The sequence below is a fragment of the Natronobacterium haloterrestre genome, assembly GCF_900112205.1.
Classification (GTDB): Archaea; Halobacteriota; Halobacteria; order Halobacteriales; family Natrialbaceae; genus Natronobacterium; species Natronobacterium haloterrestre.
Genome location: NZ_FOKW01000002.1, coordinates 276537 through 296324 on the forward strand (window position 1 = coordinate 276537; position 19788 = coordinate 296324).

The 19788-nt window shown below is 69.6% G+C and carries 19 protein-coding genes; 10 read left to right on the forward strand and 9 right to left on the reverse strand.

What is annotated here, in order from left to right; genetic code table 11:
- The first annotated feature begins 141 nt into the window (after window positions 1-141).
- Window positions 142-591: an OsmC family protein gene (locus tag BM113_RS05410; RefSeq protein WP_089786049.1), complete on the forward strand. Its 450-nt coding sequence runs from the start codon at window positions 142-144 to the stop codon at window positions 589-591.
- Between the two features lie 26 nt (window positions 592-617).
- Here BM113_RS05410 and BM113_RS05415 read toward each other — a convergent pair whose 3' ends face one another.
- Together BM113_RS05415 and mutS are read right to left on the reverse strand one after the other, a co-directional pair.
- Entirely contained in the window at window positions 618-1676 is a 1059-nt protein-coding gene (locus BM113_RS05415) for a PfkB family carbohydrate kinase (RefSeq protein ID WP_089786051.1), read from the reverse strand.
- Window positions 1677-1728: 52 nt separating this feature from the next.
- Window positions 1729-4383 carry a DNA mismatch repair protein MutS gene (mutS, locus tag BM113_RS05420; protein ID WP_089786456.1) on the reverse strand — a complete coding sequence of 885 codons (2655 nt, stop codon included), beginning with the start codon at window positions 4381-4383 and terminating at the stop codon, window positions 1729-1731.
- Between the two features lie 146 nt (window positions 4384-4529).
- On the opposite strand from mutS, the gene BM113_RS05425 reads away from it, so the two are divergent.
- Window positions 4530-5366 (forward strand): universal stress protein, encoded by an 837-nt coding sequence (locus BM113_RS05425; protein ID WP_245757976.1) that lies wholly within the window; start codon window positions 4530-4532, stop codon window positions 5364-5366.
- Window positions 5367-5371: 5 nt separating this feature from the next.
- Here the strand turns inward: BM113_RS05425 and BM113_RS05430 are convergent, their stop codons facing one another.
- The 3 genes from BM113_RS05430 to BM113_RS05440 form a co-directional block, all read right to left on the reverse strand.
- On the reverse strand, window positions 5372-6115 hold the full coding sequence (locus tag BM113_RS05430) for a universal stress protein (RefSeq protein ID WP_089786053.1): 744 nt from the start codon (window positions 6113-6115) through the stop codon (window positions 5372-5374).
- Between the two features lie 22 nt (window positions 6116-6137).
- On the reverse strand, window positions 6138-7559 hold the full coding sequence (locus BM113_RS05435) for an APC family permease (RefSeq protein WP_089786055.1): 1422 nt from the start codon (window positions 7557-7559) through the stop codon (window positions 6138-6140).
- A gap of 63 nt (window positions 7560-7622) precedes the next feature.
- On the reverse strand, window positions 7623-7952 hold the full coding sequence (locus BM113_RS05440; RefSeq protein WP_089786057.1) for a tRNA-binding protein: 330 nt from the start codon (window positions 7950-7952) through the stop codon (window positions 7623-7625).
- 138 nt (window positions 7953-8090) lie between these two features.
- Between BM113_RS05440 and BM113_RS05445 the strand changes: the two genes are divergently transcribed.
- Together BM113_RS05445 and BM113_RS05450 are read left to right on the forward strand one after the other, a co-directional pair.
- On the forward strand, window positions 8091-8522 hold the full coding sequence (locus tag BM113_RS05445; RefSeq protein WP_089786059.1) for a DUF2178 domain-containing protein: 432 nt from the start codon (window positions 8091-8093) through the stop codon (window positions 8520-8522).
- Between the two features lie 4 nt (window positions 8523-8526).
- Window positions 8527-8742, forward strand: a complete 216-nt coding sequence (locus tag BM113_RS05450) for a helix-turn-helix transcriptional regulator (RefSeq protein WP_089786061.1) — start codon at window positions 8527-8529, stop codon at window positions 8740-8742.
- Window positions 8743-8762: 20 nt separating this feature from the next.
- On the opposite strand, the gene thiD is transcribed toward BM113_RS05450, so the two are convergent.
- Window positions 8763-10130: a bifunctional hydroxymethylpyrimidine kinase/phosphomethylpyrimidine kinase gene (gene thiD / locus BM113_RS05455; protein ID WP_089786064.1), complete on the reverse strand. Its 1368-nt coding sequence runs from the start codon at window positions 10128-10130 to the stop codon at window positions 8763-8765.
- A 109-nt stretch (window positions 10131-10239) separates the two neighbouring features.
- Here thiD and BM113_RS05460 point away from each other — a divergent pair, with 109 nt between their 5' ends.
- The 3 genes from BM113_RS05460 to BM113_RS05470 are packed head-to-tail and all read left to right on the forward strand — an operon-like array spanning window position 10240 to window position 14028.
- Window positions 10240-12219 carry a NosD domain-containing protein gene (locus tag BM113_RS05460; protein ID WP_089786065.1) on the forward strand — a complete coding sequence of 660 codons (1980 nt, stop codon included), beginning with the start codon at window positions 10240-10242 and terminating at the stop codon, window positions 12217-12219.
- Between the two features lies 1 nt (window position 12220).
- Window positions 12221-13153 carry an ABC transporter ATP-binding protein gene (locus BM113_RS05465; RefSeq protein WP_089786067.1) on the forward strand — a complete coding sequence of 311 codons (933 nt, stop codon included), beginning with the start codon at window positions 12221-12223 and terminating at the stop codon, window positions 13151-13153.
- The gene (locus tag BM113_RS05470; protein ID WP_089786069.1) at window positions 13150-14028 is read left to right on the forward strand and encodes an ABC transporter permease; all 879 of its coding nucleotides are present in this window, start codon (window positions 13150-13152) and stop codon (window positions 14026-14028) included. The genes BM113_RS05465 and BM113_RS05470 overlap by 4 nt, the downstream gene beginning before the upstream one ends.
- A gap of 73 nt (window positions 14029-14101) precedes the next feature.
- Here BM113_RS05470 and BM113_RS05475 read toward each other — a convergent pair whose 3' ends face one another.
- Window positions 14102-14707 (reverse strand): nitrous oxide reductase accessory protein NosL, encoded by a 606-nt coding sequence (locus BM113_RS05475; RefSeq protein ID WP_089786071.1) that lies wholly within the window; start codon window positions 14705-14707, stop codon window positions 14102-14104.
- Window positions 14708-14853: 146 nt separating this feature from the next.
- Here BM113_RS05475 and BM113_RS05480 point away from each other — a divergent pair, with 146 nt between their 5' ends.
- Entirely contained in the window at window positions 14854-15528 is a 675-nt protein-coding gene (locus BM113_RS05480) for an SCO family protein (protein WP_007140125.1), read from the forward strand.
- A gap of 6 nt (window positions 15529-15534) precedes the next feature.
- Entirely contained in the window at window positions 15535-16392 is an 858-nt protein-coding gene (locus BM113_RS05485) for a sulfite exporter TauE/SafE family protein (RefSeq protein WP_089786073.1), read from the forward strand.
- Between the two features lie 25 nt (window positions 16393-16417).
- Here BM113_RS05485 and BM113_RS05490 read toward each other — a convergent pair whose 3' ends face one another.
- On the reverse strand, window positions 16418-17038 hold the full coding sequence (locus tag BM113_RS05490) for a nitrous oxide reductase accessory protein NosL (protein ID WP_089786075.1): 621 nt from the start codon (window positions 17036-17038) through the stop codon (window positions 16418-16420).
- Between the two features lie 139 nt (window positions 17039-17177).
- Here BM113_RS05490 and BM113_RS05495 point away from each other — a divergent pair, with 139 nt between their 5' ends.
- Entirely contained in the window at window positions 17178-19169 is a 1992-nt protein-coding gene (locus BM113_RS05495; RefSeq protein ID WP_089786077.1) for a NosD domain-containing protein, read from the forward strand.
- Between the two features lie 22 nt (window positions 19170-19191).
- On the opposite strand, the gene BM113_RS05500 is transcribed toward BM113_RS05495, so the two are convergent.
- Window positions 19192-19734, reverse strand: a complete 543-nt coding sequence (locus BM113_RS05500) for an NUDIX hydrolase (RefSeq protein ID WP_089786078.1) — start codon at window positions 19732-19734, stop codon at window positions 19192-19194.
- Between the last annotated feature and the right edge of the window lie 54 nt (window positions 19735-19788).

The following is a 19788-nucleotide window of genomic DNA, read 5'->3' on the forward strand; positions in this document are numbered from 1 at the left end:
GCTCCCCCGGGCCCGCGGTCGCCCCTGGACGGCCGTCCTGACGGCCCAGGCGACGGCTTCCGATACGTCGGACGTCATCGGTAGCCCCGCCATTTTCCCCCGTCCCACGCTTGAATACCCGGCGTTCGCAAGGTCGGGGTGATGAGCGACTCAGCACGGACCCAGCGATTCGGCGTCTCGGCGACGAGCGACAGCCACACGAAGACGACGGTCTCGACCCGCGACTTCGAGTTCGTGGTCGACGAACCGCCCGAGAGCGGCGGGACCGACGACGGCCCCACACCGGTCGAGTACCTCCTGGGCTCGTGGGCGGGCTGTCTCAACGTCGTCGCCCACATCGTCGCCGACGAGTACGACTTCGACCTCGAGTCCGTCGAGATCGACCTCGAGGGCGAGATCGACCCCGCGAAGTTCCTGGGGAAGACCGACGACGGCCGGGCGGGCTACCGGGAGATCGACGTGACCCTCGACGTCGAGGCCGACGCCGACGAGGATACCATAGAGGAGTGGTTCGCGGAGGTCGAGGAGCGCTGTCCCGTCGGCGACAACATCCAGCACGAGACGCCGGCGACGATCGAACTCGAGGGCTGAAGCGTTCTGGCCGGGAGTAGTTCGACTCACTCGCGGCGGGGCGTCGTCGCCGCGAACGAACGGAGGGCCGACGGATCGCCCGTCGTCGCCGTCTCGACGTAGTGGGCCGCACAGCAGTTCGCGAGCGCGAGCGCCGTCTCCCACTCCCAGCCGCGGGCCCGGCCGACCGCCAGTCCCGCGCTGAATCGATCCCCGGCCCCGGTTCGTCGCCGCGGCTCCTCGACCGCGAGGTTCTCGAGGGCGACCGTGCCGTCCCGCGTGGCCGCGACCGCCGCCTCGGTTTCGTGGAGGACAACGGCCTCGATTCCGGCCGCCGATCGGACCGCTCGGACGTGCTCGCGGTCGCCTCCGCCGAGATCGCCGTCGAGCGCCGCAACCGTGGCCTCGAGTTCCGCCCGATTGACGCTGTAGACGACGTCCGTCCGCGCGTCGAGGTCGCCCAGCGCCTCGAGAAAGGCCACGATAGCGTCGTTCGAGCGGGTGCTCACCGGACCCGGATCGACGACGACGGTCCCGACGTTGGTCGGGAGCGTCCCGTCCGCGAGCGTCGCCAGCGCGTCGGTCAGTCCTCCGGCCGATACCCAGTTGCCACAGCAGAGCGCGTCCGCCGCCAGGGCGTCGCCCGGGTCTTCGCCCGCGGCGGCCGCGAGGTCCGCGAGCGTCCAGTCCTCGATCCGTCGGGCACGTTCGGCGAGCAGGAGGTCGTCGTCGGCGAACGGGAAGACGTCGATCCGTGCGGGCGGGCCCATCGAGACGGTTTCGAACGGCAGATCCGCGAAGACGGGGTCTTCGAGGTGGCCGTACAGCGTCGTCTCCGCACCCAGCGCGTGGGTCTGTCGGGCCATGTTGACCGCCTGGCCGGCGGGTTCCCTGGATCGGCGCTCGATCGGGAACGAGTCGTACTCGCTGCGGGCGATCCGCTCGCCGAACGTCTCGCGCTCGGCGATCCGGTTTCCCTCGCCGTCGTAAGCGGCGTAGTACTCGTCGACGCTGCCGTCGGGGAAGGCGACGATCCGCGGCCCGTCGGTCGCGGTCGCGTCGTCGCCGTCCCCCGCCAGCCGCTCGACGAGTGCGTCGTAGCCCATACCGAGTTCGATACCTCCGCGGAGAAAACGGCGACGGTCGTCGGCGCGGGAGCTACTCGCCGCCGTCGCCCTCGAGCCGTCGCTGCAGGTCCTGGACCTTCGAGACCAGTTCGATCGGCGGCGTCGTGTTGACGTCGATCTCCTCGAGGTCCTCGAGGACGTCTTTCGCCTCGGGATCGACCGCGTCGTTGTCCGTCTCGCCGTCGGTTCGCTCCCCGCCGTCGGCGCTCGCCTCCCCGCGGAACTGGCCGCTCGAGAGGTCGAACACCGTCTGGACGGGTTCGTTCGAGCCGCCGCCCTTGGCTTCGATGGCCTTCTCCTCGCGCAGGCGCTCGAGGACGTCACGGGCCCGGTCGACGACGGGGTTCGGCACGCCGGCGAGGTCGGCGACGTGGATGCCGTAGGAACGGTCGGTCGGGCCGTCCCGGACGGTCCGCAGGAAGGTGACGTCGCCGTCCTGTTCGTCGGCGGCGACGTGGACGTTCGCCACGCGGGGGAGTTCCTCCGCGAGCCCCGTCAACTCGTGGTAGTGGGTCGCAAAGAGCGTCTTCGCCCGGACCTCGTTGTGCAGGTACTCCGTGGCGGCCCAGGCGATCGAGATCCCGTCGTACGTGGCGGTCCCGCGGCCGACCTCGTCCAGGATCACCAGCGAGTCCTCGGTCGCGGTGTGGAGGATGTTCGAGAGTTCGCTCATCTCGACCATGAACGTCGACCGGCCCTGCGCGAGTTCGTCCAGCGCGCCGACGCGGGTGAAGATGCCGTCGACGAGTCCGATCTCGGCGTCTCTGGCGGGAACGAAGCTCCCGATCTGGGCCAGGAGGACGATACACGCCACCTGCCGCATGTACGTCGACTTCCCGGACATGTTGGGCCCCGTCACGACCAGGAAGCCCCGGTCCTCGTCCATCCGCACGTCGTTGGGGACGAACTCGGTCGTCTGCTCGACGACCGGGTGGCGGCCCTGATCGATCTCGAGCCGATCCCCGCGGTGGAGGTCGGGCCGAACCCAGCGGTTCTCGGCCGCGTGGGTCGCCAGGCTCGCCAGCGCGTCGACGGTCGCGAGCGCCCGGCCGACGTCCTGCAGGAGTTCCGCGCGGTCGGCGACCGCCTCGCGGAGTTCCTCGAAGAGTTCGTACTCGAGGTCGCCCCGACGTTCCTCGAGCCGGAGCACCTCCCGCTCTTTCTCCTCGAGTTCCTCGGTCGTGAACCGTTTCGAGTTCTTGAGCGTCTTGATCTGTTCGTAGCTCTCGGGAACGCCGTCGGCCGCGGACTTGCCGACCTGGATGTAGTAGCCGTCGGTCTTGTTGCGGTCGACGGTGACGTGCGAGAGGCCGTGCCGGGACTTCTCGCGCTCGGCGAGGGTATCGAGCCACTCCTTGATCTCCTCGTGGCGCTCGATCACCTCGTCGAGTTCGTCGTCGTAGCCCCGCCGGAAGAGCCCGCCCTGGGTGACCGTCGACGGCGGCTCCTCGGCCAGCGCCTCCTCGAGGGTCTCCCGGAGGTCCGCGGCCGCCTCGCGGTCCGGCCGGTCGACGATCTCGACGAGCGGCGAGTTGGCAAGGTCGGGGTTCGACTCGATCGTCTCGGCGAGCGTCGGCAGGACGCCGAGCGTGTCCCGCACCGACAGCAGGTCGCGGGCGTCGGCGCTGCCGTGGGTCGCCTTCGAGGCCAGCCGCGCCAGGTCGTAGGCCTCGCCCAGCGCGTCCCCCAGTTCGTCGCGGGCCAGCGCGGCCGTCGAGAGCGCGGCGACCGACTCCTGGCGGCGCTCGAGGACCTCGAGCGAGCGCCGGGGCCGCTGGAGCCACTCCTTCAGGAGCCGACCGCCGGCGCTGGTCTCGGTGTGGTCGATCGTCTCGAACAGCGATCCCTCGCTGTCGCCTTGCATGGTCTCGGTCAGCTCGAGGTTGCGCTGGGTGGTCGCGTCCAGCGTGACGTGGTCGTCGCCGTGGTGGGCCTGGATGCGGGTCATCGAGGCCAGCACGCCCGCGCCGGTCTCCTCGACGTAGTCCAGGACGGCGCCGGCGGCAGCGATCGCTGAGTCGCCGACCGACAGCCGGTCGACCGTCTCCCGGCCGAACTGCTCGCCGACCGCGTGGTCGGCCCGCTTGGGTACGAACCCCTCCGTCTCGTGGAGGGTGAGCGTGGCGTCGATCCGCTCGCGGATCGTCTCGAGCAGGTCGTCGTCCGCCCGCGCGTCGGGTCCGGGCAACACCTCGACGGGGTCGAACCGGTACAACTCGGTCAGCGCCTCGTCGGCGTCGGCCGCCTCCGCGACGAGGAAGCGGCCGGTGGTCACGTCGGCGAACGCGAGGCCGTAGTCGTCGGTCGTCCCGCCGGCGACCACCGCCGCCAGGTACTGTGCGTCGGCGTCGGTCGTCTCGAGTAGGGTTCCCGGCGTCACCACGCGGACGATCTCGCGGGCGTGGCCGGAGTCGGTCTCGTACTGGTCGGCGACGGCGACCCGGTAGCCGCGCTCGACCAGCGCCTTGAGATAGGGCGTCAGGTCGTCGACCGGGACGCCGGCCATCGGGTACGACGATCCGTGTGAGGACTTCTGGGATACCTTCAGATCGAGTTCGTCGGCGACGATCTCGGCGTCTTCGTCGAAGAACTCGTAGAAGTCGCCACACTGCATCGCCAGCAACTCCGCGTCGGTCTCTTCTTTCAGCGAGAGAAACTCGCCGACGATCCCCGTCGCCTCTGTCATACGCGAGCCGTGGCGTTCCACCCCAAAAACCCTGCGGGATCCGGGGCGAAAGTGATCGACGGGCGAGGGAAACGAGAGGATCGATTCGTGTGACTCCTGTCGGGGTACTATTACGGCTCGCGTGGTACGTCGTCACGAGTCAACCGATGGCTGCCCCTCGCTCTCGAGATCACCGCGTGCTCGTCCCGGTCGACGTCCTCGGCGGGCAAAGCGTCCCCCGGACGGTCGTCGACGCGTTCGCGTCCGTTCCGGTCACGCTGCTCGCCTACCGCGAGATTCCCGACCAGATCGCCACCAGTCACGCCCGCGACCAGTACGGCGACCGCGCCCGTGCGGAACTCGAGGAACTCCGGTCCGTCTTCGAGGACGCCGGCTGCGTCGACGTCTCGACCCGCCTCGTCTTCACGCACGATCGGCTGAAAACCTTCGAGCGGGTCGCGGTCGACGAGGACTGCCACGCCGTCCTGATGCTCAACCCCGCGCCGAAACTCGAGTCGGTGCTGGTCGCGATCCGTGGCGACGTCAACCTCGAGTACATCGCCGACCTTCTCGGAACGCTGCTGACCGGCACCGACCTCGAGGTGACGTTCTTCCGCGTCATCGGCGACGAGAGCGACCGCGACGCGGCCGACGAGTTGGTCGAGACCGCGGCTGACGAACTGGAAGCCGCCGACGTCGACCGCGATCGGATACACGCGCAGGTGACGCTCGAGGGCTCGCCAACCCAGGCCATCCTCGCGGCCGCGGCGGAGCACGACATGCTCGTCCTCGGCGAGAGTCGACCGTCGATCCGCCGGTTCATCTTCCGCGACCGGGCGAAGACCCTGGCCAGGGGAACGGTCGATCCGGTGTTGGTCATCCGCGGGGAGTATCTCGAGGAAGAGGAGGAAAGCGAGAGTGACGATGGCGAAGCGAACGAGGGCGACGAGAGTGACGATGGCGAAGCGGACAGGAGCGGTGAGAACCGCGAGAACGGTGGGTGAAGGAGTTACTCGTCGCGGCCATCCGACAGCGAGGAGGACCCGGCGGCTTCGCGTTCGTCCTCGCCCTCGAGACGCCGAACCACGAGCACCGGCCCGAACGACTCCGCGGCGACCCGTTCGGCAGCCTCGCCGAAGACCAGCGTTCGCAGTGAGGGGGCCTGTTCGCCCATCACGACGGCATCGTGGTCGGCCGCCGCGTCGATTAAGGCCTCGAGCGGCGGTTCCTCGAGCGAGAGTTGCGTCCGTACGTCGATCCCCCGCTCGGACAGCGGGCCGGCCGCCGTCTCGAGCAACTCCCGGCCAGCGGACTCGTCGTCGGTCGCCAGAAAGAGCGTGACGCCGATCTCCCGGTCGCCGATCAGTTCCGCGACGAACGAGACGATCCGCTCGACCGCGACGTCGCTGGTCAGCGTCACGAGCAGTCGATCGATCGGCCCGGTCGCGCCCGTGATCGCGTAGACGCCCGCTCCCGTGTCCGCAGCGACGCGCTCGATCGTCTGTTCGGCGTCGTGGGTGAACACGAGCCGGTAGTCGGCGGTGCCCTCCTCGGCCCCGAACTCCCGGGCGAGGTCCTCGAGCGCGTCGGTTGCCCGGTCCTCGTACTGCAGCCGCGCCTGGTCGGGCGGCGTCTGCTCCGGCAGGACGTGGTAGCCGAGGACGGTCACGTCAGTCGGCTCGAGCAGTTCGGCGAGGCCGGCCGGTACCGATTCCCCCTCGAGGATCGCCACTGGAACGAGCGTGCGTGTCATGGTCGTTGGGTGGGTGTCGGTGTCACAGGTTTCCTCTCAGCTCCACGTCGCCGGCGTAGTAGAAGTACCACCCGGCGGTCAGCAGCATGATGCCGACGCCGACGAGCTGTGAGGCCCGCTGCATGAAGCCGATCAGCGCGAAGCTACAGATCGCCCCCAGGACGGGCACCGCCGGGTAGCCGGGCACCCGGAACTCGGGGTCGTACCAGTCGGGTTCGTCGCGCCGCAGGGCGAGCAGCGCCACACAGATCAGCCCGTACATGATGAGATGGAGGAAGGAGGCGACCTCCGCGAGCAGTTCCACGCGGCCGGTCGCGGTCAACACGAGGATGGGGCCGCCGGCCAGCCCGAGCGCGACGTGGGGCGTCCCGTACCGCAGGTTGATCCGGCTCGCCCCCGCCGGGAGGAGCGCGTCCCTCGAGACGGCGTAGATCGCACGGGAGGTGCTCAGGACGGAGGCGTTTGCGCTCGACATCGTCGCGAGCAGACCGCCGAAGACGATGGCGACGGCACCGGCGGTACCGAGGTAGTGGCGGCCGACTTCGACCATCGCGGTCTCGCCGAGTTCCGTGAGACGATCGCTGCCGAAGGCGCTCGTCGCGACGAAGACGGTCACGACGTAGAGGACCCCGACGATCACCACGGACCCCACCATCGCCAGGGGCAGGTTCCGGCCGGGGGATTTCATCTCGCCGGCGACGGTCGCCACCTGCGCGAAGCCCAGATACGAGGTGAAGACGAGCGCTGCCGTCGAAAACACGGGGACCGCGCCGAAGGGCGCGAACTGCTCGGGAGCGGCCGGATCGCCGATGAGTCCGGCCGCGTCCAGCCCGCCGTACGCCAGGAATGCGACGAGGATCGAGAGCAACAGCGCGACGACGCCGTTCTGGAGCTTCGCCGCGTTCTCGGTCCCCGTGACGTTCAGGACGGTAAACCCCGCGCCGAACAGCAACGCCGTCGGGATGACTAGCCCCTCGCCGACCGTGATCCCGAGTTCGGCGAGCGTGTCGACCGCGTAGTAGCCGAACCCGACGAGGTAGAACGCGGTCGCGAACACCAGCCCGAACCACAGCGAGAGGCCGACGACGGTCCCGGCGAGGGTCCCCAGCCCGCGGGAGATGAAGTAGTAGCCGCCCCCGGATTTCGGCATCGCGGTCGCGAGTTCCGAGGTCGGGAGCGCGACCAGCAGGGCCACGACGGCCCCGATGGCGAACGAGGCCGCGGCCGCCGGCCCGGCGTTGCCGGCCGCCAGCCCGGGGAAGACGAAGATCCCCGCGCCGATCATCGTCCCGATGCCGATCGCGAGGCCGCCGGAAAGCCCCAGCGTCCGCTCGAGTTCGGCTTCGTCGGTGATCGTCGCCTCTTCGGTCTCGACGGTCGGTTCGATCCGGGGCGTTTCCCCTTCCACGTTGGTCCCGCCTGTCGGGGGCGACGCGTCGCCCATATTGACCCCTGTTCCGGCCGGACGTATAGCTCTACTGTTGGGTCTAGCCGCGACGACGGCTTCTCAGAAGAGCAGGCCGCCCAGCGGGACCTCCGACTCGGGTTCGACCAGTACGGGATACTCGTCCTCGCCGGGGACGCCGACGGTCAGCGCCTCGGATTTGAACCCGGCGATCCGCACCTCGCCGAGGTTCGTCGCACACAGCACCTGTCGCCCCTCGAGGTCCTCGGGATCGTAGTGGTGATCGAGTTGCGCCGCCGACTGGATCTCGCCGCCCGCCTCGCCGAGGTCGATCCACAGCTTCGTCATTTTCGGCTTCCGCGCCTCGGTGAACGACTCGGCCTCGAGCACTTCGCCGACGCGAATCTCGACGTCGAACGGGTTCTCGACCATGATTCGTGGTATCACACCGTCGGGAATGAGCGTTCGGTTTCCGGCACCGCTCGCGACCGTGCTCGAGTCAGGATCGGTGACCGTCCGGATTTCCTGGGATGGATTTATGGGGGTGTAAAGTGAGCTTTACTGTAAAGCATGTCTGACAGCACACGATCGATCCGCGATCCGTTCGCGGCCGGGAAACGAACGTACGAACGGCTGGTCTGGGGCCTGGTCCTCGTCGGCTGCCTTGCCCTCGTCGCCGGCATCGTCGCCGAGGCACGACTCGCCGGGACCGCGAGCTATCTCGTGACGGTCTGGGCGGCGATGGCGGTGGCATTTGGCTACCCCTACGTCTCCGACGTTACGCTGCTGGACGAGCGCGACGCCGAGATCCACGACCGCGCCAGCGGGCTGACGATCACCGCCGTCTGCGTGGCGACGCTGTCGGTCGTTCCGGCGCTGTACGTGCTCGATGCCGGCGGCTACGCCACGATCGGGGCGACGCTGTGGGGGGTCATCTATGCGGTGTCGGCCCTCGGGCTTCTCTACGGCGCGTGCTATACGGTCGTCAGTCGGCGGCGGTGATCGCATGAAAAACGTCGTGACGACCCGTCGCGAGGCAGCGGGCCTCAGCCAGGGCGAACTCGCCGAGGAAGTCGGCGTCACCCGTCAGACGATCAACGCCATCGAACGGGAGCGATACGATCCCTCGCTCGAGTTGGCGTTCGAGCTGGCCGACCACTTCGACTGTCGGATCGAGGACCTGTTCGAGCCGGAACTCGACGGGAACGGCTCGGAGTCGTAGGGGACGACCCCGGTTCGTCGCTACTCCTCGAGCGCGCCGGCCAGCGAACGGAGCCGCTCGGCGAGCGTCTCGGCATCGTGGGCGATCAGTTTCGTCATCGGCTCCTTGCCGACGTCGCCCCGGTCGACGACGGCGACGGGCGGTTCCTCGCGGTCGGCAAACGCCTGCCGTGCTCCCCAGCCCATCGTCTGGCCTTCCGTCTCCGAGACGTCCGCTGGCTGGTCAGCGCGGTCGTACTCAGCGACCGTCCAGCCCAGGTCCTCGAGCGCGTCCTCGACGTCCGGGGCGAACCGGCAGTTGGCCGCGAACCGCAACTCGGGGGCGAACTCCCGGGCCGACAGCAGGAAGCGTGCGACGTGACTCGAGGCGCCGAACCGGACGCCCCGGTTCGGCTCGATCCCGGAGAGCGTCCGGGTGATCCGTCCCTCGACGGCCGCCGTCTCGGCGACGGTCTCGGCGTAGGGGGTCGCGCCGACGACGTTCATCCCGACCTCCGGGACGAGCGCCGTCGCGTCGGCTTCCACGAGATGCTCGACGACGGCCTCGACCTCCTCGGCGGTCGGCTCGCGTGCAGCCCGGTTGCGCAGTTCGACGGCGTGGTTGACCGCGCCCGGCCCCTCGCCGACGTCGTAGTGGTACCGGACTGCGCGGGCCAGAAAGTCGGTCGCGCCGTCAACTGCGGCCTCGAGACCGTCGCCCCGGGCCAGGCGGGCGGCGATCGCGGCCGCGAGCGCACAGCCGGAGCCGTGGGTCGCCTCGGTGCCGATCCGCGGGTGTTCGTACGTCGTCGTCGTCGTCCCGTCGCCGGTGACGAGGACGTCCCGGACGGTCTCGCCGGGGACGTGGCCGCCCTTGATCAGCGCCGCGTCGACGCCTACGGTCAGCAGCTCCTCGCCGGCCTCACGGGCGCTGTCGCGGTCGACGACCTCGACGCCGGTCAGTACCTCCGCCTCGTCGGCGTTGGGCGTGGCGACGGCCGCCTCCGCGAGCAGGTCCTCGTAGGCGCGTTCCGCCTCGGGCTCGAGCAGGCGATCCCCGGAGGTGGCGACCATGACGGGGTCGACCACCAGCGGGAACGGGAAGTCGGCGGCCCGCTCGGCGACGGTTTCGACGATCTCCGTCGTCGCGAGCATGCCGGTCTTCGCGGCCCCGACGGCCAAGTCGTCGGTGACGGCGTCGATCTGGGCCGCGACCTCCTCGCGCGGGAGCGCGTATGAGGACTCGACGCCGCGGGTGTGCTGGGCGGTGACGGCCGTGATCGCCGACGTGCCGAAGACGCCGTGGGCGGTCATCGTCGCGAGGTCGGCCTGGATCCCGGCGCCGCCGCCGGAGTCGCTGCCCGCGATGGTCAGCGCGACGGGTCGGGTGTCCGGTGCTGGCGTTCGCATACCCGGGTGTATTCTCGGGTTATACTAATCCATGATGGTCCGTGCGAGTGACAGTCGCGTTCGACGACCGCACCAAACCCTATACGTACGCGTCGCGCCAATCCCCACCGTGCCCAATCGCCCGTGGCGCGTCGTCGGCGTGGTCGTCCTCCTCCTGGTCGGCTCGGTCGCCGCGATCGGCCCGTTCGTCGTCGAGGTCGAATCGACGACGCCGGAGCCGGCCCCCTTCGACGACACCGTTTCGATGGGACTGCCCCTGTCCGAGGAGTACGGCCTCGAGGAGCGGGTCGCACTGCCGAAGGCGCAGGTCTTCTACTCCCAGTACGAGTACGTCGTCGGCTACTACGGGATCGACACCTACGTCGATACGAGCCGGGAAGCCGGTCATTCACAGCAGTTCGGTTACCCGCTCGCGGTGTACGTCACGGATTACTCGACGGTCGACGTCGACCTCACCGAGGAGGGGTATCCCGCGGTCGACGACCGCGGGGAACCCGGCTGGGTCGACGCCGAACGCGCGTGGTACGTCCACGACAGCGAGGCGACGACGCCGAGGGGGAACGCGATCCTCCCCTTCTCCGACCGGGCCGACGCCGAGGCGTTCGCCGACGCCCGCGGCGGGACCGTCCTCGCGTGGACGGACCTGCTCGAGGTCGAGTTCGACCGGATAGAGGCGACCCTGGTCCGTGACCGAGTCGACGACCACCGCGCGGACGCCGACCGCCGCGTCGCGGCGGCGGCCGACCTCCGGGATCGGCCCGTCTCGACCGTCGTCGGCGAGGACGCCGACACGATCCAGGGGGCGATCGACGACGCGCCCGCGAACACGACCGTCCGGATCCCGGCCGGCGAGTACGAGGAACGTCTCGAGATCGATCGCCCGCTCACGCTCGTCGGCGACGGGAACGTCACCATCGACGGCGGCGGTAACGGCTCGGTGATCACGACGACAGCGAACCGGACCGCGCTGATCGGCCTCGAGATCACCGGTTCCGGTACCGTGCAACAGGGTTCCGGGGAGTTGCCCGGGTTCGATCCCCGGGAAGACGGCGACGACGAGGAGTGGGACGCGACCTTCGAGCGTAACTACGCCGGCGGCGACGCCGGGATCGCGGCCCACACCGCGACCGACTCGCTGATCGAGAACGTCACGATCGACTCCGAGATCACCGGGATCGTCCTCCGGCGCAGCGGCGAGTCCGTCGTCCGTAACGTGACCGTTCACAGTCCCGAGGAGTGGGAGGACGGCCACGCGGCGATCCTGGCGTTTCGCTCGCCGATCGTCGTCGAGAACTCGACGGTGTACGACGGCCGCGACGCCGTCTACTCCCACCGGTCGCCGGGGCTGGTCGTCCGGGACAACTACTTCGAGGGGAACCGCCTCGGCGTCCACCTGATGCACACCTCGGACTCGCTGGTCGCGGACAACCGGCTACGGAACCAGTCCAACACGGGGATCTACGTCATGACCGGGCCGGAGCGCAACGCCGTCGTCGGCAACGACATCAGCAACGCCGACTACGCGCTGTTCCCCAGCGGGAGCGACTCCTACATCGCCGACAACGTCCTCACGGACAGCCGCGTCGGCCTGCGGGTCGACGCGACCGGGACGATCTACGAGCGAAACGTCGTCGCCGGCAACGAGATCGGTGCCCAGACGCGCTCGATGCTCCCGACGAACCGGGTAACGCGAAACGACTTCGTCGAGAACGACGTCCACGCGGACGCGGGAACCGGCCCGCTGCGGATCTGGACCGACGACGGCGTCGGCAACTACTGGCAGGGGACGACGGACCTCGGCGCGGCTACGCGGGACGGGTCCGGCGTCCTCGAGCGGTCCTACTCCCCGACCGATCCCGTCGACAGGCGACTCCACCGGGTCGACGGGACGGAGACGCTGTCCCGTGCGCCCGCCCTCGGTGCGCTCGAGGGCCTGCAGGGGACCGTCCCCGGGATGCGGACCGGCAGCGTCGTCGACCTGGCACCGACCTGCGAGCCGAACAACCCGGACCTCCTCGAGCGGACCGAGTGGGCCGATCGAGCGTGGTCCTGCGATCGAACGCAACCGACGAGTTACGGTGAGACATGATATGACCGACGAGACGGCCAGCCCGAACGCGGCGCCGACCGGAGACTCGAGCGCCGCGTCCCGAGCGCGGGAATCGAACGACGACAACGACTCCGAGAGCAATCGCAGGGGACGGGCAAACGCACCCCCGGCCGACGCGAGCGCTGACCCCGAACCGCGGTCCAGAACCCGGTCCGAGCGGGACTCGACGCCGGAGACGGACCGAACGCCCGTTCTCGAGGCGACGGACGTCGACCACGCCTACGGCTCGGTCTCGGTCCTCGAGGACCTCTCGATGGCCGTCGACGCCGGGGCCGTCACCGCCCTGGTCGGGCCGAACGGCTCCGGCAAGACGACCCTGCTGCGGGTGCTCGCTGGCCTGCTCGAGCCGACGTCGGGCTCGGTCGCATACGAGGGTCGCGAGGCCACACGCCGGATCGGCTACCTTCCACAGCAGCCCGCCTTCCGCCCCGGGTTCACCGTCCTCGAGACGCTGGCGTTCTACTCGTCGCTCGTCGGCGCCGACGCCGACGACGCGATGGCCCGCCTCGAGACGGTCGGACTGGCGGATGCGGCCGATCGGCCCGTCGAGGCGCTCTCGGGCGGCATGACACGACTCGCCGGGATCGCACAGGCGACGATCGGCGATCCGCCCGTCGTCGTACTGGACGAGCCGGCGAGCGGCCTCGATCCCGGCATGAGCAGACACGTCTTCGAGATCACTTCGGAGTTCGCCGCGGAGGGGACGGCGGTCCTGCTGAGTTCGCACGACCTCGGACTGGTAGACCGCGTCGCGGACGAGGTCGCGATACTCGACGAGGGGCGGATCGTTCGCCGGGGACCGCCCGCGGCGCTACGGGCGGACCTCGGCGTCGACTCGTTGCGCGGGGTCTACGAGGAGTCGGTCGCGGCCGAGGCCGGCACCGTGCGGGTCCAGGGGGTGACCGACGAATGAGCCCCGAACCCGGCGAGAAGCGAGCGGCAACCGCGGCCGAGGCCCAGCGCGAGCCGTCGACCCCGAGCACCGGTCACCGCCTGTGGACGATCGTCGACCGCGAACTCCACACCGTGGCCCGAACCCGGACCTTCTACCTGCTCGCCGCCGCGCTCGCGGCCGTCGTCCTCGGGATCACCTGGATCGGCGACGGGTTCACTGCGGGGTATCTCCCCACGACCGTCGACCTCCTGACGCCGCTCGAGTTGCTCGTCCCGATCGTCGCCGTCGCTTTCGGCTACCGGGCGATCCTGGGCGACGAACTGCGGGGCGAACTCGACGTCCTCGAGACCTATCCCGTCTCGCCCCGCGAAATCGTCCTCGGGGTCTACGCGGGCCGGGCCGTCGGCGTCGCCGTCGCGATCGCGGTGCCGCTCGCGCTGGCCGCGGTCGGGATCGCACTGGGGGGCGAAGATCCCGTCGCCATCTACGCGACCCATACGGGTGCGGACTCGCCGATCCTGTTCGCCCGGTTTCTCGTCCTGACGGTCCTGTTCGGCCTCGTCCTCCTGGCGGTCGCGATCGCCATCTCCGCGCTGGTCGGCGGGACCCGCAGCGCCCTCGCACTGGCGGTCGTCGCGCTCGTCGCCCTGCTGATCGGCTTCGACCTGGCGCTGGTCTACGGGCTCGCGGAGGGCGTGATCGGCGACGCCGACCTGCTGTACTCGCTGGCGATCAGTCCGCTGAGCGCCTACCGCGGGCTCGTCCTCGAGACGACGGTCGTCGTCGCCTCGGGCACGGGACCGCGCGTCGCCTCGCCGCTGGCCAGTCTGGTCGGGCTCGCTGCCTGGACCGTCGGCTCGCTCGCGGTCGCGATCTGGGGCGTCCGCCGGTAGCTCGTGGTTCGAGCGGGGGCCGTCGCTGTGTCGCTTCGTCGACTCGTCGCGAAAAAAGTCGGTTCGTCCTCGGTTAGCCGCCGCCCATCAGCGACATGACCAGTTCGCTGGTCACGTCCTCGTGATCGTACAGTTCGCCGCCGTGGTCGGCCTGGAACTCTTCGGCCTCGTCCCCGTCGGTGAAGCCGATCATCGACGGTCCCATCGCTCCCTGGACCTCGCTGTCGACGACCAGCGAGAGGTCCTCGACCGCCGCGAACGCCTCGGCCTCGAGGTGGTTGCTGATCTCCTCGACGTCGTCGGCCGTGTCGATGCTGTACTCGACGCTCGAGTAGTCGGTCAGGTAGGTGGCTTCGGGGTCGTCGCCCGCCTCGGAGCGCTCGAAGGTGTAGGTGTACGTACACAGCGAGCTACAGAACTGTGCGGGCCGGTCCTCGCCGACGACGGCCTCGGCGTCGGCGTAGTGGGCCTGTCCGACGGGGCCGGGGTGCTGGCCGATCACCATCGTACACTGGTCACAGGTCTGCTCGCCCTCGATCGTGATGGGATCGGGGGCGTCGCCGTCGCCGCCGAGACAGCCGGCGAGCGACGCCATCCCGACGCCGGCCGCGCCGATCAGCACCGCGCGGCGGGCAACGCCGTCGCGAGGCCGACCCTCGTCTCTCGTTTGCTCGTCCATACCGTCCGATACGTGCCCGCCGAATAAGTCCCGTCTGGTTCGGTTCCCGAATCCTTCGCCCGTAGACGGGTCGTCTCGCCGCTCTCCGGCAGTTTTTCGACGAATACACCAGATCGTACTTGGTCGTACGGTGGTTACTTCCGACAATGAACCGACGCCGCGTACTCGGTGCCGGAGCGACCGCTGGACTGACCGCCGTCGCGGGCTGTCTGACCGGACTGGTGGCCGAGGAATCGTCCGACGACGTCGTCCTCGAGCAGCCGGAGGAGGGGATCGAGGGCGACCCCTCGTACCCGACCTACGGCGATCCGTTCCCGACGTTCGAGGCCGAGGACCCGCTCGCCGAAACGACCGTCGCCGTCGACGACCTCGGGGACGACGCGTTCGTGGCGACGGCGTTCTTCGCGAGTTGTCCCGCCGAGTGCATCCCGCTGATCGACTCGCTTACACGTGTCCAGGACAACGCGGCCGACCGTGGTTTAGGCGACGAGAGCCGGTTTCTCGCGATCACGTTCGATCCCGAGCGCGACACTGCCGAGAGCCTCCGAGAACACGCCGACATGTTCGACGTCGATCTCGAGGCGGGCAACTGGCACTATCTCCGTCCTGACGGCCGTGAGCGGGCGAAAGAGATCGTCCACGAAGGGTTGGGGATCCCCTTCCAGCGCGAGGAGATGGGCGACGACTACGACTTCATCCACATCACGGTGACGTTCCTCGTCAATCCGGACGGGTACGTCGAGCGAACCTACCGCGGCGAGAACCCCGACGCCGGCCGAATCACCGACGACCTCGAGCGGGTCGTCGACGGCTGGCAGTAACGCGGGATGGCGTCCGCTATCGCTCCGGCGCTGGGTCCGGGTCCGCGGATCGTCCTCGAGCAGTGTTACGATCCGGTGCTGGACCCGACCGCCGTCGAACCGGTCGGCGTCGTCGTCTTCGCGTTGATCGGGCTCCTGGGCGGGGCCCACTGTCTCGGGATGTGTGGCCCGCTCGTGACGACCTACTCCGACCGGCTTCGCGCCGGCAACGACGGCCCGGCGGCACGGACCGAACTCACCCTCGGCATGGTCCGCCAGCACGCGCTGTTCAACCTCGGGCGTGCGGCGAGCTACGCGCTCCTGGGCGGACTGTTCGGCCTCGCCGGCGCGGCCGTCTTCGTCTCTCCGCGGGCCGTGACCGTGGTCGCGACTGACGTCCACGCCGTCGCCGGCATCGTCGTCGGCACGCTGATCGTCGCGATGGGGTTGCACTACCTGGCCGGCCGGGGACTCGTCGGCGGCTCCGTCCGGCTCCCGTTCGTCACGCCGCTCCTCGAGCGCGTCCACGCGCGGCTGCTCGCGAACGTCGACGCCTGGGTCGGCGACGTCCGGATCGCCGGCCTCGGGGCGGCCCACGGCCTGCTCCCGTGTCCGCTGCTTTATCCAGCGTTCCTGTACGCGTTCGTCCGGGGATCGCCCGTCGAAGGCGTCCTCGCGCTCGCGGCGCTCGGCCTCGGGACCGTACCGTCGCTGTTCCTCTATGGCACGCTGTTCCAGTCGCTCAGCCTCGAGACCCGGATGAAGCTGCACCGGGTTCTGGGCGTCGCGTTCGTCGCGCTCGGCTACGTTCCGCTACAACACGGGCTCGCGACGTTCGGGGTCGGGCTGCCGGCGGTGCCGCTGCCCTACTACCAGCCGCTGTGAGCCGTCGGCCCGGCGCGAACCGGGATCACGGCAACCGCGTGCTCCGGTAGATCCGCGCTACGTCCTCGTCGACCTCCTCGAGACCGATCACGTCGTCCTCGCTCAGGTCGTCGTACTGCCGGACGTACTCGAGGGCGGTCTCCTCGTCGGCGTAGACGCGCGGATCGATCTTCATCGGGTCGTCGGCCCGCAGTTCGTCCTGTTCCAGCGCGTAGTGGGCCTCGAAGCCGTCGATCAACTCGCCGGTGTCGAAGTCGGTCACCCAGACGTTGGCGACCGGGCTGTCCGGTCCGTCGAAGTGTTCCGGGGCGACGTAGTAGGCGAACAGACAGCCGGGGCTACAGAAGGGGATTCCCTCGCCGTTCTCGTGGGCGAGTTGGGTGTTTCGCTCGGGGTAGTTGACGACCCCCATCGTACAGACGCCACAGAGGTGGTCGCTCTCGAAGGAAAGCGGTTCGTCGACGGGGTGGTCGACGAGGTGCGGAGAGCGGGAGTCCCCGTCCCCGTCGTCGTCGTCGTCGGGATCGACGACGTCGTCGGCGTCCCCGCCGCCGGTACAGCCGGCGAGCCCGGCGACCGAGCCGACGCCGGCCGCGGCCAGCAGTCGACGGCGGGACCAGGGTCGCGACGGCGAACGGTCTGTCATTACCGGACCAAGGGAACCGCGGGCTAAAACCGCAACGGTCTCTCGACGCGAATCGGGCGTCTCGACCCCTCGAGCAACCCGTCCTTCGATGGTCGTACCAGACGACCTATTGCAGCTGCGCGTCCAGTCGAGGATACGAATGGCCGCTTCGCGTCGCCGTCTCGTCTCGATCGCGATCCTCGTCGCCGTCGTCTTCGCTGCAGGCCTGTTCGTCGTCGATGCGGGCTCGGCGGAGCCGAAGCCGGAACCGGTCCCGTTCCACGACACCGTCACCACGGGCGTCGTCCTCGAGAACGATCCGACGCCGGACGCCGGCGGGATCGAGGTGCCCAAGGTTCAGGTCTTTTACTCCCAGTACGAGTACGTCGTCGGCTACCGTGGCGTCGAGCGTTTCGTCGACGACCGGTCCGGGGCCCGCCACGAGGAGCGGTTCGGCTACCCGATCGCGGCGTACGTCACGGACTACTCGACGGTCGACGTCGATCTCTCCGAGGAGGGGTATCCCGTCGCGGCCGGGTCCCCGTCGTGGACCGACGCCGAGTCGGCCGCCTACGTCGTCGGCAGCGACGCGCGAACGCCGGCCGGTGAGACGGTCGTTCCCTTCGGGGAGCGCGACGACGCCGCGGCGTTCGCAGCGGCCCACGGCGGTACCGTGGTCGGGTGGGAATCCCTGCTCGACCCCGAGCGCGAATTCGACGTCGACGACGCGGGGGTCGTCCGCGACCGGGTCGAGCGTCGCCACGCGCGGGCCGACGACCGCGTCGAGGACACGAACCGCCTGCGCGAGCGCCCCGTCGAGGTCGTCGTCGGCGAGGACGCTCCGACGCTCGAGGCGGCCGTGGAGGCGGCCCCGCCGGAGTCGACGGTCGTCGTTCCCGGCGGTGTCCACGAGGTGCCGAACGGCGACGGCCTCGAGATCGATCGGCCGATCACGCTCGCCGGCCGGAGCGACGGCGACGGCACGGAAAGCCAGCCGGTCCTCCGGGGCGACGGTAACGGTTCCGTCGTCGTCCTCGAGTCGGACCGCGCCGCAGTCGTCGACCTCCGGATCGACGGCGTGGGGGATGCGACGGAACCCGACGCCGACGATGGCGAAGCCGGGGCCAGCGACGCCCTCGAGATGGCCTACGGGCGCAGCGATGCCGGAATAGCGGTCGCCGACGCCGACGGCGTCCTCGTCGAGAACGTGACGATCGAGACGCCGGCCACCGGCGTCTTGCTCCGTGACGCACCGGAGAGCGTCGTCCGGAACGTCTCCGTCCACGGCAGCGACCGCTGGGACGAGGGCTACATGGGCGTCACGGCGGTACGCTCGCCCGACGCAGTCGTCGAGGACTCGCGGTTCGTCGACGGCCGCGACGGGATCTACCTCCACCGCTCGGACGGCATCGTGTACCGGAACAACCACCTCGTGGGCAACCGGATCGGGGTCCACCTGATGTACACCTCGAGTGCGCTGATCGCGGACAACCGGATCGAAGACGCGTCCTCGACGGGGATCGACGTCATGACCGACCCCGCACACAACGCCGTCGTCGGCAACGAGATCCGTGGTGCGTCCCAGGGGATCGTCACGTCCGGGTCGCGGTCCTACGTCGCCGGGAACCTCGTCGCCGGGACCGACGTCGGGCTGACCACCGGCGCGGGCCACTCGATCTACGAGGGCAACGCCCTCGTGGCCAACCTCGAGGGAATCCGGGCCAACCACCTCCTGCCGACCAACGAGGTGACGGGTAACGACTTCGTCGGGAACTACGAGCACGCGACCGCGCGGCTCGGAACGCTTCGCGTCTGGAGCGAGGAGGGGATGGGGAACTTCTGGCACGGTGCCGTCGGCGCGCCCGCTGCCGATCGACCCGTCCTCGAGCGGTCACACTCGCCGACCCACCCCGCCGATCGCCGCCTCCATCGCGTCGACGGAGCGCCGACGCTCGCTCGTGCGCCCGCGACCGACGCGCTGTCGACGCTCGAGGGATCGGTCTCCGGGATGCGAGCGGAGCAGATCGTCGACCCGGATCCGCTGTGCGAACCGGCGAACCCCGATCTGCTCGAGCGCGCCGACTGGGAGTGGGACGAACCGGAACGGGCCTGTGGCTCGACGGCGGAGCACGGCGGCACGGGGGCGAACTGACGAAGCCGTCAGCCGCGGCCGATCACTCGAGAAACTGCTCCGTCCCGGGAATCTCGTCGGCGTCTTCGGGCAGTTCGTCGAACCAGCCCGCCTCCTCGACCGGGTCGCCGCTCGGGGTGGCCGCCTCGAGGTCGTAGTTCCCCGAAGCCGGCGTGCCGGCGAAGGTGACGAACCCGCGCGAGGCCGTTTTCTCCCCGTCTTCGGTCCGGAGATCGACGTCTAAGACGGTCTCGATCGACTCGAGTTCGACGTCGAAGCCGATGGTCTCTCGGACGTGATCGACGATCGCCGCCGCGAACTCCTCGTCGGGGCCGACCGTCGCCACGGGGATCTTCCACGAGCAAGTGTCGGTGAGTCGCCGACACAGCAGGTCACCGTCGGGGTTCGTGATTCCGACGGCGGCGAGGTCGGCGAGGTCGGCCACCTGATCGACGACCGCCTCGTCGACGACGTCGGTTTCCTCCTGGTACGCCACGTCGTCGCGGTCGCGAAGCGATTCGTAGTCGGTAATCGGTTCGAATGCAGTCGAGCGGGGATCCTCCCCGGGGTAGTCTGAGTCTGCCATGTGAACTCGGGGTGGACGCCGATCCCTCCGCGGCGCGTTCCCGTCGGTGGCCGT

What these genes read in the sequence shown, in the direction of transcription:
- BM113_RS05470 (WP_089786069.1), top strand. Translation starts at nt 13,150, where the DNA reads ATGAGCCCCGAACCCGGCGAGAAGCGAGCGGCAACCGCGGCCGAGGCC.
- BM113_RS05490 (WP_089786075.1), bottom strand. Translation starts at nt 17,038, where the DNA reads ATGACAGACCGTTCGCCGTCGCGACCCTGGTCCCGCCGTCGACTGCTG.
- BM113_RS05475 (WP_089786071.1), bottom strand. Translation starts at nt 14,707, where the DNA reads ATGGACGAGCAAACGAGAGACGAGGGTCGGCCTCGCGACGGCGTTGCC.
- BM113_RS05410 (WP_089786049.1), top strand. Translation starts at nt 142, where the DNA reads ATGAGCGACTCAGCACGGACCCAGCGATTCGGCGTCTCGGCGACGAGC.
- BM113_RS05480 (WP_007140125.1), top strand. Translation starts at nt 14,854, where the DNA reads ATGAACCGACGCCGCGTACTCGGTGCCGGAGCGACCGCTGGACTGACC.
- thiD (WP_089786064.1), bottom strand. Translation starts at nt 10,130, where the DNA reads ATGCGAACGCCAGCACCGGACACCCGACCCGTCGCGCTGACCATCGCG.
- BM113_RS05425 (WP_245757976.1), top strand. Translation starts at nt 4,530, where the DNA reads ATGGCTGCCCCTCGCTCTCGAGATCACCGCGTGCTCGTCCCGGTCGAC.
- BM113_RS05450 (WP_089786061.1), top strand. Translation starts at nt 8,527, where the DNA reads ATGAAAAACGTCGTGACGACCCGTCGCGAGGCAGCGGGCCTCAGCCAG.
- BM113_RS05430 (WP_089786053.1), bottom strand. Translation starts at nt 6,115, where the DNA reads ATGACACGCACGCTCGTTCCAGTGGCGATCCTCGAGGGGGAATCGGTA.
- BM113_RS05440 (WP_089786057.1), bottom strand. Translation starts at nt 7,952, where the DNA reads ATGGTCGAGAACCCGTTCGACGTCGAGATTCGCGTCGGCGAAGTGCTC.
- BM113_RS05500 (WP_089786078.1), bottom strand. Translation starts at nt 19,734, where the DNA reads ATGGCAGACTCAGACTACCCCGGGGAGGATCCCCGCTCGACTGCATTC.
- BM113_RS05415 (WP_089786051.1), bottom strand. Translation starts at nt 1,676, where the DNA reads ATGGGCTACGACGCACTCGTCGAGCGGCTGGCGGGGGACGGCGACGAC.
- BM113_RS05485 (WP_089786073.1), top strand. Translation starts at nt 15,535, where the DNA reads ATGGCGTCCGCTATCGCTCCGGCGCTGGGTCCGGGTCCGCGGATCGTC.
- BM113_RS05495 (WP_089786077.1), top strand. Translation starts at nt 17,178, where the DNA reads ATGGCCGCTTCGCGTCGCCGTCTCGTCTCGATCGCGATCCTCGTCGCC.
- mutS (WP_089786456.1), bottom strand. Translation starts at nt 4,383, where the DNA reads ATGACAGAGGCGACGGGGATCGTCGGCGAGTTTCTCTCGCTGAAAGAA.
- BM113_RS05445 (WP_089786059.1), top strand. Translation starts at nt 8,091, where the DNA reads ATGTCTGACAGCACACGATCGATCCGCGATCCGTTCGCGGCCGGGAAA.
- BM113_RS05435 (WP_089786055.1), bottom strand. Translation starts at nt 7,559, where the DNA reads ATGGGCGACGCGTCGCCCCCGACAGGCGGGACCAACGTGGAAGGGGAA.
- BM113_RS05465 (WP_089786067.1), top strand. Translation starts at nt 12,221, where the DNA reads ATGACCGACGAGACGGCCAGCCCGAACGCGGCGCCGACCGGAGACTCG.